The following is a 15,237-nucleotide window of genomic DNA, read 5'->3' as shown; positions in this document are numbered from 1 at the left end:
AGATAAAGACTTATGCAATCTTCTGATTTTAATATGTCTATTCACGATAGGAGCTGTTTAAGCAAAGGGGGGAACTAAGCAACCGTGGTATCCATATACGCCAGCACACAGTTTCGTCCAGCCGCCTTAGCCTGATAAAGCGCGGCATCTGCCGCATCAAACATCGCTAAACCGCTAGCAAAATTGCCTGCGCTTAGGGTGGCATGACCTATGCTCACACTAAGATTGAAGCGCCCCACCGTTTCTTCTTCTACCTTAGCACGAATGCGCTCGGCCAAAACGGCCGCCTCATGCGATGTCGCCCCCGGCATAATCAAACTAAATTCCTCTCCGCCATAACGGCAGGCCATGCCCGGCTTACGGGTCGATGACCTAAGCACCTTAGCCACGGCCCGCAGCGCCTTATCCCCCTGAATATGACCGAGGCTATCGTTGTAAGCCTTAAAGTTGTCAATATCCATTACCAGCAGCGAAAGTGGCTGCGAGCGACGCAGCGCCTTTTGATATTCCTGTGGCAACTGCTCATCGAAGAAACGGCGGTTATAGAGTCCGGTAAGCTCATCGATATGATTGCGACGCTTAATATCCCCCATGCGACTGCCAAGGGCGAGACTCAGCAGCACCATCTCCACTAGTGAACCTATCTGAAACGCATTTTGGGTAAAGGCATTGTGGGGTAATAACCCAAAGCTCTTCATCATATAGGTGAACGCGCCCAGCAGTAGCGCCAAAAAGGCCACCAGAAAATAGCGAGCCGGACGCGAACCGCGCAGTAGCGCCAGCACGCCCATCACAATCAGTTGCACGCACAGCAAGGTGGTCAGCAGTGATAGGGGCACTATCACTAAGTGATAACTAAGCACTGGGCTTAGCATCATGGAAATGACCGCAACCCATTCCATCACGGCGGTAAGGCGATCGGCACGAGGCAACAGCTGCGCCGAGCCTAAAATCTCGCGGGTAAAACGCAACGCCCCAAACAAAGATAGCGCCAGCAAAAACAGCAGACTCTTATTTGCCAGCCAACTGTTATCTGGCCAGAGGAATTGGAAGCTCAGGCCATTATGCACTGACATATAGAGGCCATAACTGAACACATAGAGCACATAAAAGATGAAGGCGCGCTCACGTACCGTCATAAAAATAATTAGGTTATAGACCAGCAGTACCACAAAGCCACCATAGTAAATGCCCATAAACAGGTATTCATGGCCGACTTGACTGATAAGCGCTTCGGTCGAATAGGCTTCAAGCCCGATATTGAGCGAGCCCTCGGTCTGGTAACGTAAAAACAGGCTTTTGGTTTCCCCTGGCGCCAACGTTAGCGGAAACACAAAGGTACGGTTTTCTAGTGGACGGCTATTAAAGGGGTGACGATCGCCTGTAGAGATCCGTTGCCAGTCATCGATGTTCATTTGCGTTGAATTGCCACTTGTCAGCCCTACCTTGGGCTGCCAAAGGTCGAGATAATCGATGAGAGGATAATCCTGGCGCAAATACCATTGTTGGCTTTGCTTAGTAGGATTGTGCAAAGTCAGCATTACCCACCAAGCTGAGGTGGTAAAACCAAAGTTAGGTTGTTTATCCCCCAGTGTCTTAAACTGGCCAAGATTTGCCTTATCCAGCACCTGCTCGAAACTCAGCTCGCCCTGAGGATCTTCCAGCAGAGTGATAAAGGGCGTGAGATCTTTATGCCCGGAATGAAGCTCAGAATTAAGCTCGGCGACAGCTGTAGAAACTGGGATCTCACTGATTGCGATAGGTGAATAGGGTTCAGATAAGCTGTCAGCTTTGACGGGGAAGCAAACTAACGCTTGCACGAGCACTTGTACTAGCAATAGCAAAAAAGGGGTAAGAAATGGGGCTTTCATGGGGCGGCAGCTCTTATTATTTTTAGGATGTCAGGTCCATGACTTTGCGCTTACTGTAACGATCCTTAGGCGAATTTTCCACCAGTAAAACATTGATGTCCTAATAGTCGCAAAAGACTTGGGATGAATTAGAAAGATTACTTGCACTGGAGTAAACAGAAATAACCGAACCCATACAAACAAAAAGCCCATCTAGGATGGGCTTTTTATTGAAACGAATTTTGTGGGGGATTAATGCGGAAAACCGTCGTCCTCTTCTTCCTCATCCTCTTCATCGTCGATTTCATCACCCACGAAGTAGGTACCCCAGCCGTCGTAATCCACTTTTTGTTTAGTGGCGAGCTGTAATAACTGCTCGGTTGCCTTGTCGAGTAAGGCCACATCTAACTTGTGGTAGGCAATCGCATCGAAGCAAAAGATCACGGAACCGTCTTCTAATTCCATTTCTTCGGCATCATTCACTTCGAAACCTAATTTAAAGGCATCCACCGCCGCTTTTTCTAAACGGTCAAAGTTGTGCGAAGAGAAATGATGCTCAATGGTGTATTCAGCATCAGGCTCTGAACCATCATCAAGCAGGGCTTGTACTATGTCGCGATTCTCAGCTAGTTGGGCTTTTAACAGACTTTCAATCGACATGGGTAGTCTCCGTGAGTAAATAGGCCGTTTAGTAAAACTGGCTCAAATTGACGCTATTATACGTCATCATTCGGGAGAGTTTTACCCATTAATGTTGCCGCTTCGCGATTTAACTCGTTATATTTTGCCGACATAATCCCATGCACCTGAGCACTGAAGGCTTTGACATCAGCTTTATCGATACCCGTCGTTGGGATCGGGGCCATGGTTTCGATGATCACCACGCCGTTATTCCAACGATTCAGATTGATATGGCTCTGACAGGATGCCAGCACAGGCACAACAGGCACGCCCGCGGCAATCGCTGTATGGAAAGCACCCGCCTTAAAGGGCAGTAAACCACGGCCACGGGAGCGAGTTCCTTCAGGGAAAATCCACACAGATAAACGATTACGTTTAATCTTTTCTGCGGTCTTAGCCATAGTGTCGAAGGCGCTGCTCCGATTCTTTCTGTCGATTAAGATATTGCCCGACAGCCAATAAATTTGGCCAAAGAGCGGGATCCAAACCAAGCTCTTTTTTCCTAGGCTTACAGTGCCAGGCGGAACAGCTTTAGTATGGGTGAATAAGTCGAAATTATTCTGATGGTTACCGAGATAAACATAGGGGCCATCCTGCACATCTGGGTGGCGACGAAGTATCACTTTGAGCCCAATAATAGAGGCAACTAAAGCAAAGATCTTGGCGAACATATGTACATTGTCACGGTGACGGGGTCTTAAAACACACACCAAACCACCGAAGATAAACGCGAGAAACAATGACACCGCCAACAACATAGACCTGACGATTAAAAGCACGACATACTCCGAGAATAAAAGTGGCGACAGTATAGCCACCCAGCCCTAGGGACTCAATACATTGTTTACATCTGTACGCTGAAAGCGCCAAGATAGCCAAAAGCCCACCAAACAGCCTTTTTGTTCGGCAATTTGATGGGCTGCTTTGATGAGCTAGATTGATGGGCTTTTAAATCAATAACTAAGCTTTATTTTTAATGTTTCACAGCCATTTCAGCCTTGATATTCACCGTTTGGAGCTGGTGCAAACTTCAACAATACTAAACGAAATACCAACGCACTTAACGCCAATGTCGCCACAATGGCAGCGCCGCTCGGTAAGTCCATCGTCGCCGAAATCACTAGACCTAACACATAACCCGCTAAGCCCACTATATAGGCGTAAAATAAGCTGTTTTTTCCTCGATATTTGTTTAGTGCCAGAGCAGGCAAAATCAAAGTACTGAACACCAAATATACGCCAACCAGTTCAACCGATAACGTAATCACTATTGCAAACAAGAGGTAAAATCCGGCGCCATTTAGGATTTGTGGACGCAGGAAAATCGTTGCCAGCACTGCCGTATACACCACAGCAGGCAGAATTAACTGCGACCAGCTTACCCACAGGATCTGACCTGACATCAATTGCTTCAGCAACTCAGCGCCATGGGGATCATTAGCGAGCAGCAGCATGGCGGCGACAGCGGATAGCACATAGAAGCAACCAATCATGGCCTCTAATTCACTCGCCATTCGCTTTGACAACCAAGCAATAAAACCTGCCCCGCCGATAGCAAATATCGCCGGCATCCACACCTCTGAATAGGGCATTTCCTCTATTGTGTGGTCCATGTGCGCCACGATGGCGCCAAGGGCCGCGACCTGCGCAATGGCAAGATCGATAAAGATAATCCCGCGCTTAAGTACTTGTTTACCTAGCACTATATGCGTTGATAATACTAAGATCCCCGCCGCGAGTGCTGGCAGTAAAATCGACATCAGTTCCAGATCGAACATAGGACTATTTCACCCCGTTGAGCAGCGCGATGACGCTGTCGTAGAGGCTAAACAGATCCGGACTAGCATCATTCCCTCCAACGGACATTGGCAGGGTCAAGACAGGCAAGTTTGCCTTCTCCCCTAACCATTTAGCACCACGTTCATCCTGATAGGAAGCGACGATCACCGCCAATATATCCCCCTGCTCGGCGCGGCTTAGCAGCATAGCTAAGTGAGCACTGGTCGGTGCTAAACCCGGCTTAGGCTCAAGATCGGCGACTTGCTCTATCCCTAAGAAGTTAAATAGGTATCTAAAGCTTGTGTGGTAGGCAATGACCTTTTTCCCCTTAAGCCCTTGCGCTTGTTCTTGCCAGCGCGGAATCGCCGCTTCCCATTTTTGGGTAAAGTCAGCTAATGACTGCTGGTAAGTTTCCGCACTAGATGGATCGAGTTGTACCATCTTGGCACTTAAGGCCTTGGCAACATTTAAGAAGCGCACGGGGTCGAAGTGAATATGTGGGTTACCCTTGGCATGCACATCGCCCATACTGCGGTCGACATTATCGATCTTATCTAAGGTATCGATTTGATCTGCCGCGAAAAACAGCCCTTTATCCGTCGAGCGAACATTCGCATTAGCCGACTTCATTTGCAGCATAGGCAGCCAGCCGATTTCGAGATCCGCGCCTGCGCACACGACTAAATCTGCCTGACGCATCTTGGCGATTAAGCTTGGACGCGCCTGCACTTGATGGGGATCCTGCAGCGCGGTAGTAGCCGTGTAAATTTCAGCATTAGGGGCTAACTCCTTAGCCAGCGCCGCATACTCAGGTTCACAGGCAAACACATTCAGCTCGGCATGGGCAAAGCCCGCGCAACTGAATGAAAGCACAACGAAGGCGCTTTTTAGTAAATTGCGGAGCGATTTAGCAAACAAATTAGAATTGATGCGCACCGTGGGCCCCCAAAGACATTATGTACTGAACGGTGAAAATATTGTCGTCTTCGATACCGTCGAAATTCTTACCCTCTTGACGGGTATATTGGAAACGAACCGTTGAGAAATGGCTAGAATGCCAAGCTAAGCTAAACTCGGCTTCCTTGAGCTTTTGGGCATCAAAGTGCTCGTCGTGCAGCTCTTGCGTATCCACTTGGCCATAACGTAACCCCGCCGACCAATTTGGGGTAAATTGATACACACTGCTTAAGTACCAACCTTGGTGATAATCTTTGCTCGGCGCATCCTCAAGTGCCAATTCGCTTGGCACGAAATCGCTGACACGGAAATACTCACCACTCAGGGTTAAATTTTGGTATTTGTAGTTGCCGTTTGGTGCCCATTTATAGACAAAATCAGCACCATAGGTGTTTTTACCTGTGTAGGATGCAGCATGGCTGTGGTCGTGAGCATGTTCCTCTACGGTTTCATCTTCATGGTCTTCATGGGCACTGAGCTGACCGTTCTCGTTACGCAGGTAGCTTAAACCCGCCTGCCACGAACTGTTGTCGCCAATATCGCCACCGATTTTTGTGTAGAAGGTATAAACACCGACGTTTTTAACCTCTCTATCAGCATCAATATCGGCGGCGCGTAGGCTATCCCCCTTAAACGCTTCAAGGCCTAAGGTCCAATAGAGATCCGTTGGCGCAACATAGTTTAGGCGCACACCATCATCGAAATAATGGCCACCTAAAAACGCACGGTAAGCAATCGGGCGATCGGTAAAGGCATCTGTGTGTAAATGCTGGTTATTTAGGTAACCGATATCCGACAGGAAACGGCCACCGCGCATCGAAAACCCCGCAGGCATAGCGAGTGTTTGGATAAAGGCTTCTTCAAGATTGAGCTCAGTTTCGCCGTCGTGGATTTCAACCACGCCAGTCACTTTGCCGTAGAACATATCATCGATATTGGCACTGATTGCAAGCTCAGTTTCACCTAGGCCAAAGCCGTCTGGACTTTCTGCTAATGGGCGCTCACCCGTCTGATAATAACCATTTAAAACCGCACTAATAGAAGGATTTGTCAGGCTCGAATCCTCTGCAAGCAGAGTCGGTGAAACAAAGGCGCACGCCAACGCAACCAATGAAATTCGGTTGTTTACCACAGTCATGTTAACTCCAAAATACAACTAGCACTCGATTGGCTAACGCCCTCGAGAAAAATAAAAGAAAAATGTTAAGTTGATTTAGAGCTGCACAGGTGGCGCGCGGCTTTGGTAAACACTGGTGTGTTCAAAACGAGTAGCGGGTGATGCAAATTCTGTAACGTCAATGCGCTGCTTGGCTATATCAAGCGTCGGCGACGCCGTTAACAAAATCTTATTGAACTGATGTTGATGGAAACACAGGGTACAGTGAGTCTGCGCCCCATCATCAAGGTGGGTCACACTATGGGCAGAGGCAACAAAAGACAGCAGCAACAATACGGCTGAAAGCCATACCGATATCGCGCGTCTCATGTGACTATTCAGTCTCACTCTGTCGTCCCCATAGTTAAAAAGTGGCCTGATTTTATGCTAGGCAGCTTACCAGTTGCAATAAGTGAGTCTCTACTCAATGCGTTACAAGATGTTTTCAATCAGCAATAAATTCAACAAACCTAATGGATTAGAAGAGTAAAGTGCTAGAAAAATAGGCAGTTTAAGCTTAGCTTAAGTCGATAAAACTAAGATGTTGACCGTGTTTGCGGGCGTAATCGACAACTAACGCATTAAGCCCTAGTCCATTTCAATCCACCTGAGGCACTCATATGCTGACATTTTTCCGTGAAAACTTAGGCTTAATCCTAGGCATCATTATTTTCGGCGCATTGATATTTGGCGGAATTTACTACGTTGAACATTCTCTCGAAAGCCAAGAGCAAGTCGTACAATAAGCCTTTAATCGGCAGCTACAAATTCCCACAACCGCTGCGTTAGCGGTACTTTTGTCTTTGATCGCTGTCGTCGGTTTTTTCAGGTGCTTCTATGGTTTGTAGATGATCCATAAAATTACTCACCAGTAATAGCATCACACTGAAAATCATCACAGGGAGCATGATGTGGCTCATCGAAGTATCGAAGTAACTATAAAGTCCTGCCGCTAAACTGCTGTAAAAAGCAAAGACTTTAAGCTTCATCAATGTTGGGCTTCGACCTAACCAAGCTCTACAGTGCGGACATTGGATTTGGGCATTAAAGCCGCTGCCGCGCTGAGACTTTACTGCGGCGACTTTGATCACTTGATGACAATGGGAACACAACATAGAACACACTTCCTGAAAATGGGGGCACAGTTTACCAGAAGCCACTGGCAATCAGTCGAATTAATTAGCCTTTTGGGTTAGAAACACCATACAAGGGAACTAACTTGTCATACAGCGCACAACTTATGCCTAAATACGACATATAGTGCTGCAATCATTTTACAGTCGATCCCGAGACTCCTATTATATATCCATCTATTATAATTGAAGATAACGCCTATGTTCCGTTCGCTGTGCTTACGACTACTCTGCTGCTTACCTCTGATATTCACACCTCAACTTTTTGCCGCCGATGACCAAGCTCTTGCCACTACACCCGAGGCGCAAAAGCTTGTTGATACTCAGAATGAACTCATCAGCCTGCAAAATACCATTAAGGCTGATATTGCCAGATTGCCTCAATCCGAAGGCGAAGTGCGCACGATTATCGAATATCGCATTCAAACCAAGACATTAACTGTTAGAAATAAAATTAAAGCGCTACTTGAAGACGGCAATATCGACAAAACACAACTGCTCGCCTTAGTGCAACAGCAATTACAGTTCAACCTTAAGATAGACAATTACTATAACGACAGCGTCAATAAGCTCTCTAAAAAACTGGGTAGTGCTGATGATGAAGCCACACTACTGACTATCTCAAAGCGAGAACTCGATAAGGACAAAAATTACAAACAAAGACTCGAAACCTACAATTGGCTGGAACAATTAGGGGAAGATGTCAGTGCAGAAAAAGCGGAATTTACCCAGTATTTACTCGCTCGTGCTGACAACTTTGACAGCTTCGTGACCTACAACCAGCAACAATTGCAAAAAGCAGTCACGGTCGCTACCGATGCGGGCAAAGATGTTACTTCGGCGCAAACAGCGCGCGTGATGCAGCTTAAAGAACGTTTGTCGCAAAATAGCCAAAGCCTGAGTATCGATATCGATTTGCTTGATGCTCTGGGGCAAAACACCGCCAGTTTGAAGAAAACCCTGTTTAGTGTTTCAGGGGATATCACCCAAGATGTACTGAGCATAGATGTTGCTTCAAGCTTACTTGAACAGTGGCTACATACCGCTACAGATCAAGCGGTTAACCATGGCCCTACGCTGATATTCAAGCTGTTTTTCTTCTGCCTTATTCTGTTTATTGCCAGTCTAGCAGGCAAATTAGCGCGGAAAATCGTCAGAAATACAGTGAGTAATTCGAAGCTGAATTTCAGTAAGTTATTACAGGATTTCTTTACTTCGTTGTCCAGCAAAGCCGTGTTTACTATTGGTTTACTGGTGGGGCTGTCGCAGCTTGGGATTGAACTTGGCCCACTACTCGCAGGTTTTGGTATTGCCGGTGTGATCATAGGTTTTGCGCTGCAGGATTCACTGTCTAATTTCGCCTCGGGGATGATGATCTTAATTTATCGCCCCTATGATGTGGGTGACCTTATCAGCGCTGCTGGCGTGACGGGTCGTGTAAGTCATATGAGCCTTGTGTCGACCACCATCAAGACGCTGGATAACCAACGACTGATTATTCCCAATAACAAGATTTGGGGCGATACCATTAACAACATTACCGCAGAGCATCAACGACGAGTGGATATGACCTTTGGTATCAGTTATAGCGATAGCATCGAGCACGCCGAAACGGTGCTGAAGGAAATTGTAGAGAACCATCCTAAAGTGCAAAAAATGCCTGCGCCTACCATTAAATTGCATTTGCTTGGCGAATCTTCGGTGGACTTTATTGTGCGCCCTTGGGTGAGACCCGAAGATTACTGGGAAGTGTATTGGGATATCACCCGCGAGGTGAAAATGCGCTTCGATGCCGAAGGTATCAGCATTCCTTTCCCTCAGCGCGATTTACATATCTATCGCACCAGTAAGTAATCGCTCAAAGTAGATTAAAAAGGCGTGTCGATATACACGCCTTTTTTATTGTCCATTTTTGTCTTGGTTTCATTATGCTGGCAGCTTTTTAGGGTTCCGATTTACACTATAGGCAACGAGGAAGTGTCATTTTAGCGCTCAGATTTATTTCCCATTGAGCATCCGCCTCACTTCCACTCACTTGGCCAGCGCAAAGGAGCCCTATGAACACAGCCCATTTTACCTTTTCAGAATTTGTAGCCGGATTTTGGCGACTGGATAGCTGGGATATGACACCAGTTCAACGCCTTAATTTGATTGAGCAATATCTGGATTTAGGCGTGACAACCATGGATCATGCCGATATTTATGGTCAGTACCAATGCGAAACCTTATTCGGGGAAGCCCTAGCACTCAATCCTGCCATTCGGCAGAAAATGCAACTCGTGAGTAAATGCGGCATTAAGCCTGCGTTTGATTGTCGCCCCGAGCGTTACGTCAATCATTATGACACTTCAAAAGCGCATATCTTGGCCAGTGTCGACAACTCACTGAAGCAATTAAAGACGGACTATCTGGATCTACTGCTTATCCATAGACCCGATCCCTTGATGGATGCGGATGAAGTTGCAGAGGCATTTAATGAATTAAAACAGGCAGGTAAAGTACTGCACTTTGGCGTCTCGAATTTTACCAATGCACAATTCTCCCTGTTAGCGTCAAGAGTTGATGCGCCCTTAGTGACTAATCAGGTGGAGATTTCACCACTGGTGATGAATAGCCTGCACGATGGGACCTTAGATTTGTGCCAGCAACAACGCATCCGCCCCATGGCTTGGTCCTGCCTTGGGGGAGGCTCATTGTTTGGGCGCACCGATCCGCAGGCAACCCGTCTATTACAAACCTTAGCCGTGATTGCCGATGAAGTTGGCGCACTCGATATCAGCCAAGTGATCTATGCTTGGGTGCGCATGTTACCGAGCAAACCTGTACCTATTATTGGTAGCGGTAATATCGACAGGATTAACAGTGCGATTGCCTCTGAGCGCATCACGCTCGATAAGCAACAGTGGTTTAGTATTTGGCAGGCATCTACGGGACACAGCGTACCTTAGGCAACGCCTTAAAGAACATCATCCTCACTGACTATCAATTAAATATCAGCACCTTAAACGATAAACGGCACCATGGGCGCCGTTTATCTTTGCGTGCTTGCTATTAAATCTTAGAAGTGCACATCACCACTTAAGTGCGGCCTACGACCTTTGCTATCACGTAATTCGAATAACCACTTGTCTTCGGTCTTTTGAAAACCGAATCCCACTTCGGCAGGCATCAGCAGCGGCAGCTTAAAAGCCACATCCACAGTAAATGGACGATCGCCAATCTCAGGCATTAGCTCAGCTAAACAGCGCGCCTTTGACCACATGCCATGAGCCAATACACGCTCAAAACCGAAGCGTTTTGACAGTACTGGATGTAAATGGATCAAATTATAATCGCCTGAGGCTTTAGCATAACGGCGACCTAAGTCTTCACTCAACTCTAAGGTTTTAGGTGAATCCCATTCCATCTCGATAGCCTTAGGTGGACGCACTCTGCGACCCGCAGACTCGATACGATATAGGTAAGTAGACAGTGATTCCCAAACTAATTCGCCATCGACAAACACCTTAGAATCTAGCTCAAACTCTAATCCGGAATCCGTTTCGCGACTGCTGGTTAATATGCATTCTAGGGTAAATGACTCATCGACCTTGGTCGGGCGAAATACTTGAATACGATTCTTTAGGTGGATCAAACCAATCAGCGGAAACGTAATGGCCTCATGGGTAAAAATCATCGCATGCAGACGAAACGCCAAAGTATATAAATAGGTTGGCGGTAGCGTCTGACCATCGAATTGAAAACCGCACACTTCGGCATACTGGCTTACATTGCTGGCATTAACCCCCACGTTTGCCGTGGTAATCTTAATGCAAGGTAGGGGCTGCTGATCCCAACCAGGTTTACGGCCAAAGAAAATCTTGCGATACAGCGAAAACAGCGACGGCATCGCATTCAATTCAACACTAAAAGCATTATTCAAGTCTGAGTACCTTTAAATTAACTATGCCCTGCAAGTATCAAACGGCAATACACAATGCAGATGACAAACATCTGTAATACAAACCACACAACGAAAATAAAACCGAAAAACGTCGTCTTAACAGGATGAAGCTGACTCAACGAATGGAAAACTTAAGAGTCAGAAAAATCAAAAACCCAACAATTATACCCTAGAGCCCAGATATCTGGGTATCCCAAGTTGATGAACAGAATTTAACTCATGCACTATGACTCAGCGGCGACAAATCACAGACTTAAAATCCGCATTTGATTCTGCATGGATGCGAAAATGTCGCGCCTGTGCCACACTATCGCCCCCACTCTTTACTGTTAGTTAGCCGTGCAAGACAAGAATTTTGACAAACTCGCGCAAAAATTTGCGAAGAATATTTATGGAACCCCAAAGGGTGAAATCCGTGCCGCCGTGCTGTGGCGCGATATCAGCCCTGCATTAGCACAATTCGGTGAGCAAAAACTGCGGATTTTAGATGCGGGTGGCGGCTTTGGTTACTTCAGTCAGAAACTGGCTCGCTTAGGTCACGAGGTCGTTCTGTGTGATATCTCCGCCGAGATGCTCGCCCAAGCTAAAGCACAAATTGATGCCTCTGAAACGCTATTAAATATTCGTCTGGTACATGCGCCTATTCAGGAGTTGTCGGTCGCTGAACATGGTATGTTCGATGTTATTCTTTGCCATGCAGTGGTGGAATGGTTAGTCGATGCCAAAAGCACGATGGAAGGCTTGCTTGAAATGCTTAAGCCCAGCGGACTGTTTTCGCTGATGTTTTACAATAAAGAAGCCATGCGATTTCATGCCTTAGTGTCGGGAAATTTCGATTATGTGGCCGCAGACCTTAAGGTGAAGAAAAAGGTGCGCTTAACTCCCACCCATCCCTTATACATTCAAGACGTTAACCAATGGTTTCAAGAATGGCGAATGGGACTCATCACCCAATCGGGGGTTAGGGTAATCCACGATTATCTAAAACAAAATCGTGGCACCGATATTGATTATGACAAGCTGCTGACAATGGAGCTCGAATATTCCCAGCGTGAACCTTATATTTCCCTAGGCCGCTATGTGCACTTTCTGGGGCAAAAAGCGGCTAACTAGGTAATAGCTATTCGCAAACCTCTTGCCAACAGGCGGTAACTTTCGCACCCGCCTGTTTTAGTCGCTGTACCACGCTCTTATCACCAACCACATGCCCCGCGCCAACTACCACAAATAGCGGCGCCTGTATCGATTCAGCCCCGAGTAACTTAATAATGCCATCGGCCATAGTGTGATTACGTTGCCAGAGTATTTTATCAAGCATTTCATCGCCACCTTGCTCAGCAAATTGCTCCTGCATTAACCCATCGAGCGCAGTCTCATCCCCCGAACGCCAAGCACTAATCAGCTCGAGTAATTCATCATCGGGCAAGTTGATCGCATCGCGCACCATGGCCCACTGGGTTTGGCTATTAAAGGATGACAGCATCTCAAATTGCGACTGCGCCGTTTCTAATTCAAACACAGGCATATTGGTAGCACGCCCCAAAAACTGCATATCGACACCATATTCAGCACTATAACCTAGGTCTTTATAACGGAATAAATTCACTTGAGTTGCCTGTAACCAAGGAGCAAAGGATTGAAGAGACTGACAAAGGCTAACTTTACCAATGCAATACTTCTCCATAGTCTCAAGGGTTTGCGTATCGCGACTCTGCCAATCGAGTCCCTTTGACTTGTCCGCCATTGCATATTGTTGTAGCAGCGTACGGCCATCGATCTTACTGAGATCGATTTCAAGTACCAGCCCCTTAGCCTTAGAGAGTGCGGTTTCAATCTGGGCCGGCATAGGATAAAAATCGGCGCGACCAATATGAATAGAACCAAGAAGATAAGCGGTTTTCCCTTGCCATTGCACCTGATAAAAAGGCGGCTTATCGCTCGGCATTGCCCAACAAGAGGCAATACCACTCAGCATCAACGTGCCCAGTGTGAGTAATCGGCGCCATCGACTTGTTGCCATTTCCTTTGCCCCTTATAATTCCTACAAATTTTGTAATGAGACGCTGTTATGCCACACACTAAGGTTATAGAGCAACTGAAAGAAAGCCTTCAAACCGCCTATCGCCAAGCCATCGATGCCGACGCCAAGTTAGATGAATTGAAAAAAGCGGGTCATGGAAAATTCACCAGTATCTTCACAACCGATCAAGGGTTTATCGTATCGAGCAATCGCTTTTTGCCCTATGTGCAAGAGCTAGTCGACGATCTCACTAAGTTGCAGCAACAATCAACTTTAGATCCTGTCACCCTAGAAACCCTTGTTCGCCAACTGGCAACACTGCTGAAAACCCTGCAGGCCTTTAAAAAGCAGAGTTGATTGGTTTGGACAGTCGCTCAATCTCAATAAAAAAGCCAAAGCTGTGATGAACGGCTTTGGCTTTTTTATGAGAACAAGAGTTAAGAAAAGGCTTATCTCTTTTTAACTGGGCTGCCTTAAATCTGTGGCGCTATGGTCTTTTTCAACCAATCCCTAAGCATTTCAGTCTCATAATTAAACGGCTTATCACTCAATGACGGTGAACTTGTCATAAATCCCATGTCGGTGAGTTTTTCATCCCCTGCAACAATGACTTTATCATTTTCAATGACTTGATATTTAAAGGTCATGCGCGGTGGATAAAGATCTTTAATCACCCGCAGATCATTTGCGGTAGCGCCAAAGGTTGGACGCATATCACCGGCTAGGTCCACATCGGTCACTGTCATTTCAAGCTTTTGATTAGGCTTTAAAATCTTTGATGCTTCCTTGTTGATATTCGCTGTTAGCGTTTCGAATAGACGCGCTTCATAACGGGATTGAATATCTCCCGATGACTTAACATCACGGTAATCTTTAGGATTTTGCCACAGGATCTTAACCACACCGTCCTCAGTCATAGGATCGGGTTTCACTTCTTCGGCTGCCCACGCAGCACTCACACTCAATACGCTCGCGAGTAAAAGAAACTTAACTTTCATACTTGCCTCCTGGGCCAACACACTGAATAGCCGATACCGTACAAAATCTAACCTGAACTCTAGCTTAATGCAAAGGGGGGATAAATCACTCAGTGGTTATTAAGCTTTTGTATTTTTTAATAATAGATAATTAATGTCGCCAAACATGTCACAAATTTAATCTTAGGCTCGCACTAATCCGGTGCAAAGTTAACAAATTGTGAGCATTTCACGCGCATCACGCGAAAAAAACCGATATCCTTCACTTCACCATTTATGACCACGAATGAAAAATGAAATTCCCTGTTTTACCTGTGTTTGTGTTGATCCTGTTTAGCTGTTTTATCAGTGCAATTTGGTTTATTTCATCCTCAGAAAAAGATACCCGTCCAGAGACCTGGTCGTCTTTTATCTATACCCATGGCTTCGATTCGGGTAAATATAAAAAAACGGATAATTTTAATAGTTATGAGTCTTGCCGAGATTTTTCTAAAGAACAATCCCAGCTCTTTGATGCCGCACCATGGGAATGCGGTTTGAAGTGTGAATTTGACTCGCGTAAACAGGGATTTCAATGCCTCGAAATGCGTAACGAGCAATAAGCTCAACTTGGAAGAATGGTATTCACGGATAGGTTATTAACGAGTCTCCTAAGCCCAAAAACAAAAAGCCGCTAAATCGCAGCTTTCATCTCCACATCTAACCCCTTGCGACTTAAACCAAAGCCCGCTTTAAACACAC

At 46.2% G+C, this 15,237-nt stretch carries 17 protein-coding genes; 6 read left to right on the top strand and 11 right to left on the bottom strand.

The genetic code is table 11. The annotated features are described in order from the left end of the window. Positions 1–74 precede the first annotated feature (74 nt). From K0H61_RS02135 to K0H61_RS02105, 7 genes are all read right to left on the bottom strand, one after another. Positions 75–1,871 carry a diguanylate cyclase gene (locus K0H61_RS02135; protein ID WP_220051133.1) on the bottom strand — a complete coding sequence of 599 codons (1,797 nt, stop codon included), beginning with the start codon at positions 1,869–1,871 and terminating at the stop codon, positions 75–77. A 231-nt stretch (positions 1,872–2,102) separates the two neighbouring features. Beyond that, the gene (gene rraB / locus K0H61_RS02130; RefSeq protein WP_220051132.1) at positions 2,103–2,510 is read right to left on the bottom strand and encodes a ribonuclease E inhibitor RraB; all 408 of its coding nucleotides are present in this window, start codon (positions 2,508–2,510) and stop codon (positions 2,103–2,105) included. 56 nt (positions 2,511–2,566) lie between these two features. Beyond that, positions 2,567–3,310, bottom strand: coding sequence for a 1-acylglycerol-3-phosphate O-acyltransferase (locus K0H61_RS02125; protein ID WP_220051131.1), 744 nt, complete (start codon positions 3,308–3,310; stop codon positions 2,567–2,569). 213 nt (positions 3,311–3,523) lie between these two features. Beyond that, positions 3,524–4,309, bottom strand: coding sequence for a metal ABC transporter permease (locus K0H61_RS02120; protein ID WP_220051130.1), 786 nt, complete (start codon positions 4,307–4,309; stop codon positions 3,524–3,526). 4 nt (positions 4,310–4,313) lie between these two features. Then, a complete protein-coding gene (locus tag K0H61_RS02115; RefSeq protein WP_434086599.1) occupies positions 4,314–5,246 on the bottom strand; it encodes a metal ABC transporter solute-binding protein, Zn/Mn family in 933 nt (310 codons plus the stop codon). Next, the gene (locus tag K0H61_RS02110) at positions 5,230–6,405 is read right to left on the bottom strand and encodes a porin family protein (RefSeq protein ID WP_220051128.1); all 1,176 of its coding nucleotides are present in this window, start codon (positions 6,403–6,405) and stop codon (positions 5,230–5,232) included. The genes K0H61_RS02115 and K0H61_RS02110 overlap by 17 nt, the downstream gene beginning before the upstream one ends. Before the next feature lie 75 nt (positions 6,406–6,480). After that, complete coding sequence (locus K0H61_RS02105) at positions 6,481–6,771, bottom strand: ABC-type zinc uptake system zinc chaperone (RefSeq protein ID WP_220051127.1); 291 nt, start codon at positions 6,769–6,771, stop codon at positions 6,481–6,483. 272 nt (positions 6,772–7,043) lie between these two features. Between K0H61_RS02105 and K0H61_RS17765 the strand changes: the two genes are divergently transcribed. Then, a complete protein-coding gene (locus K0H61_RS17765) occupies positions 7,044–7,169 on the top strand; it encodes a hypothetical protein (RefSeq protein ID WP_258405990.1) in 126 nt (41 codons plus the stop codon). Between the two features lie 39 nt (positions 7,170–7,208). Here the strand turns inward: K0H61_RS17765 and K0H61_RS02100 are convergent, their stop codons facing one another. Further along, positions 7,209–7,538 (bottom strand): hypothetical protein, encoded by a 330-nt coding sequence (locus K0H61_RS02100; RefSeq protein ID WP_220051126.1) that lies wholly within the window; start codon positions 7,536–7,538, stop codon positions 7,209–7,211. Positions 7,539–7,757: 219 nt separating this feature from the next. Between K0H61_RS02100 and K0H61_RS02095 the strand changes: the two genes are divergently transcribed. Continuing rightward, complete coding sequence (locus K0H61_RS02095) at positions 7,758–9,410, top strand: mechanosensitive ion channel family protein (protein WP_220051125.1); 1,653 nt, start codon at positions 7,758–7,760, stop codon at positions 9,408–9,410. 203 nt (positions 9,411–9,613) lie between these two features. After that, the gene (locus tag K0H61_RS02090) at positions 9,614–10,504 is read left to right on the top strand and encodes an aldo/keto reductase (RefSeq protein ID WP_220051124.1); all 891 of its coding nucleotides are present in this window, start codon (positions 9,614–9,616) and stop codon (positions 10,502–10,504) included. Between the two features lie 110 nt (positions 10,505–10,614). Here the strand turns inward: K0H61_RS02090 and K0H61_RS02085 are convergent, their stop codons facing one another. Then, positions 10,615–11,445: a MaoC/PaaZ C-terminal domain-containing protein gene (locus K0H61_RS02085; RefSeq protein ID WP_220052410.1), complete on the bottom strand. Its 831-nt coding sequence runs from the start codon at positions 11,443–11,445 to the stop codon at positions 10,615–10,617. A gap of 393 nt (positions 11,446–11,838) precedes the next feature. On the opposite strand from K0H61_RS02085, the gene K0H61_RS02080 reads away from it, so the two are divergent. Further along, positions 11,839–12,612 (top strand): methyltransferase domain-containing protein, encoded by a 774-nt coding sequence (locus tag K0H61_RS02080; protein ID WP_220051123.1) that lies wholly within the window; start codon positions 11,839–11,841, stop codon positions 12,610–12,612. Between the two features lie 7 nt (positions 12,613–12,619). Here the strand turns inward: K0H61_RS02080 and K0H61_RS02075 are convergent, their stop codons facing one another. Beyond that, positions 12,620–13,519, bottom strand: a complete 900-nt coding sequence (locus K0H61_RS02075) for a TraB/GumN family protein (RefSeq protein ID WP_220051122.1) — start codon at positions 13,517–13,519, stop codon at positions 12,620–12,622. A 48-nt stretch (positions 13,520–13,567) separates the two neighbouring features. Between K0H61_RS02075 and K0H61_RS02070 the strand changes: the two genes are divergently transcribed. Then, positions 13,568–13,876, top strand: coding sequence for a prephenate dehydrogenase (locus K0H61_RS02070; protein WP_220051121.1), 309 nt, complete (start codon positions 13,568–13,570; stop codon positions 13,874–13,876). A 116-nt stretch (positions 13,877–13,992) separates the two neighbouring features. Here the strand turns inward: K0H61_RS02070 and K0H61_RS02065 are convergent, their stop codons facing one another. After that, a complete protein-coding gene (locus K0H61_RS02065; RefSeq protein ID WP_220051120.1) occupies positions 13,993–14,517 on the bottom strand; it encodes a DUF3016 domain-containing protein in 525 nt (174 codons plus the stop codon). Positions 14,518–14,789: 272 nt separating this feature from the next. On the opposite strand from K0H61_RS02065, the gene K0H61_RS02060 reads away from it, so the two are divergent. Beyond that, positions 14,790–15,098, top strand: a complete 309-nt coding sequence (locus tag K0H61_RS02060) for a hypothetical protein (RefSeq protein ID WP_220051119.1) — start codon at positions 14,790–14,792, stop codon at positions 15,096–15,098. Positions 15,099–15,237: the final 139 nt, after the last annotated feature.

The organism is Shewanella acanthi (genome assembly GCF_019457475.1).
Lineage (GTDB): Bacteria > Pseudomonadota > Gammaproteobacteria > Enterobacterales > Shewanellaceae > Shewanella > Shewanella acanthi.
This window is presented reverse-complemented; position numbering and strand designations above follow the sequence as displayed.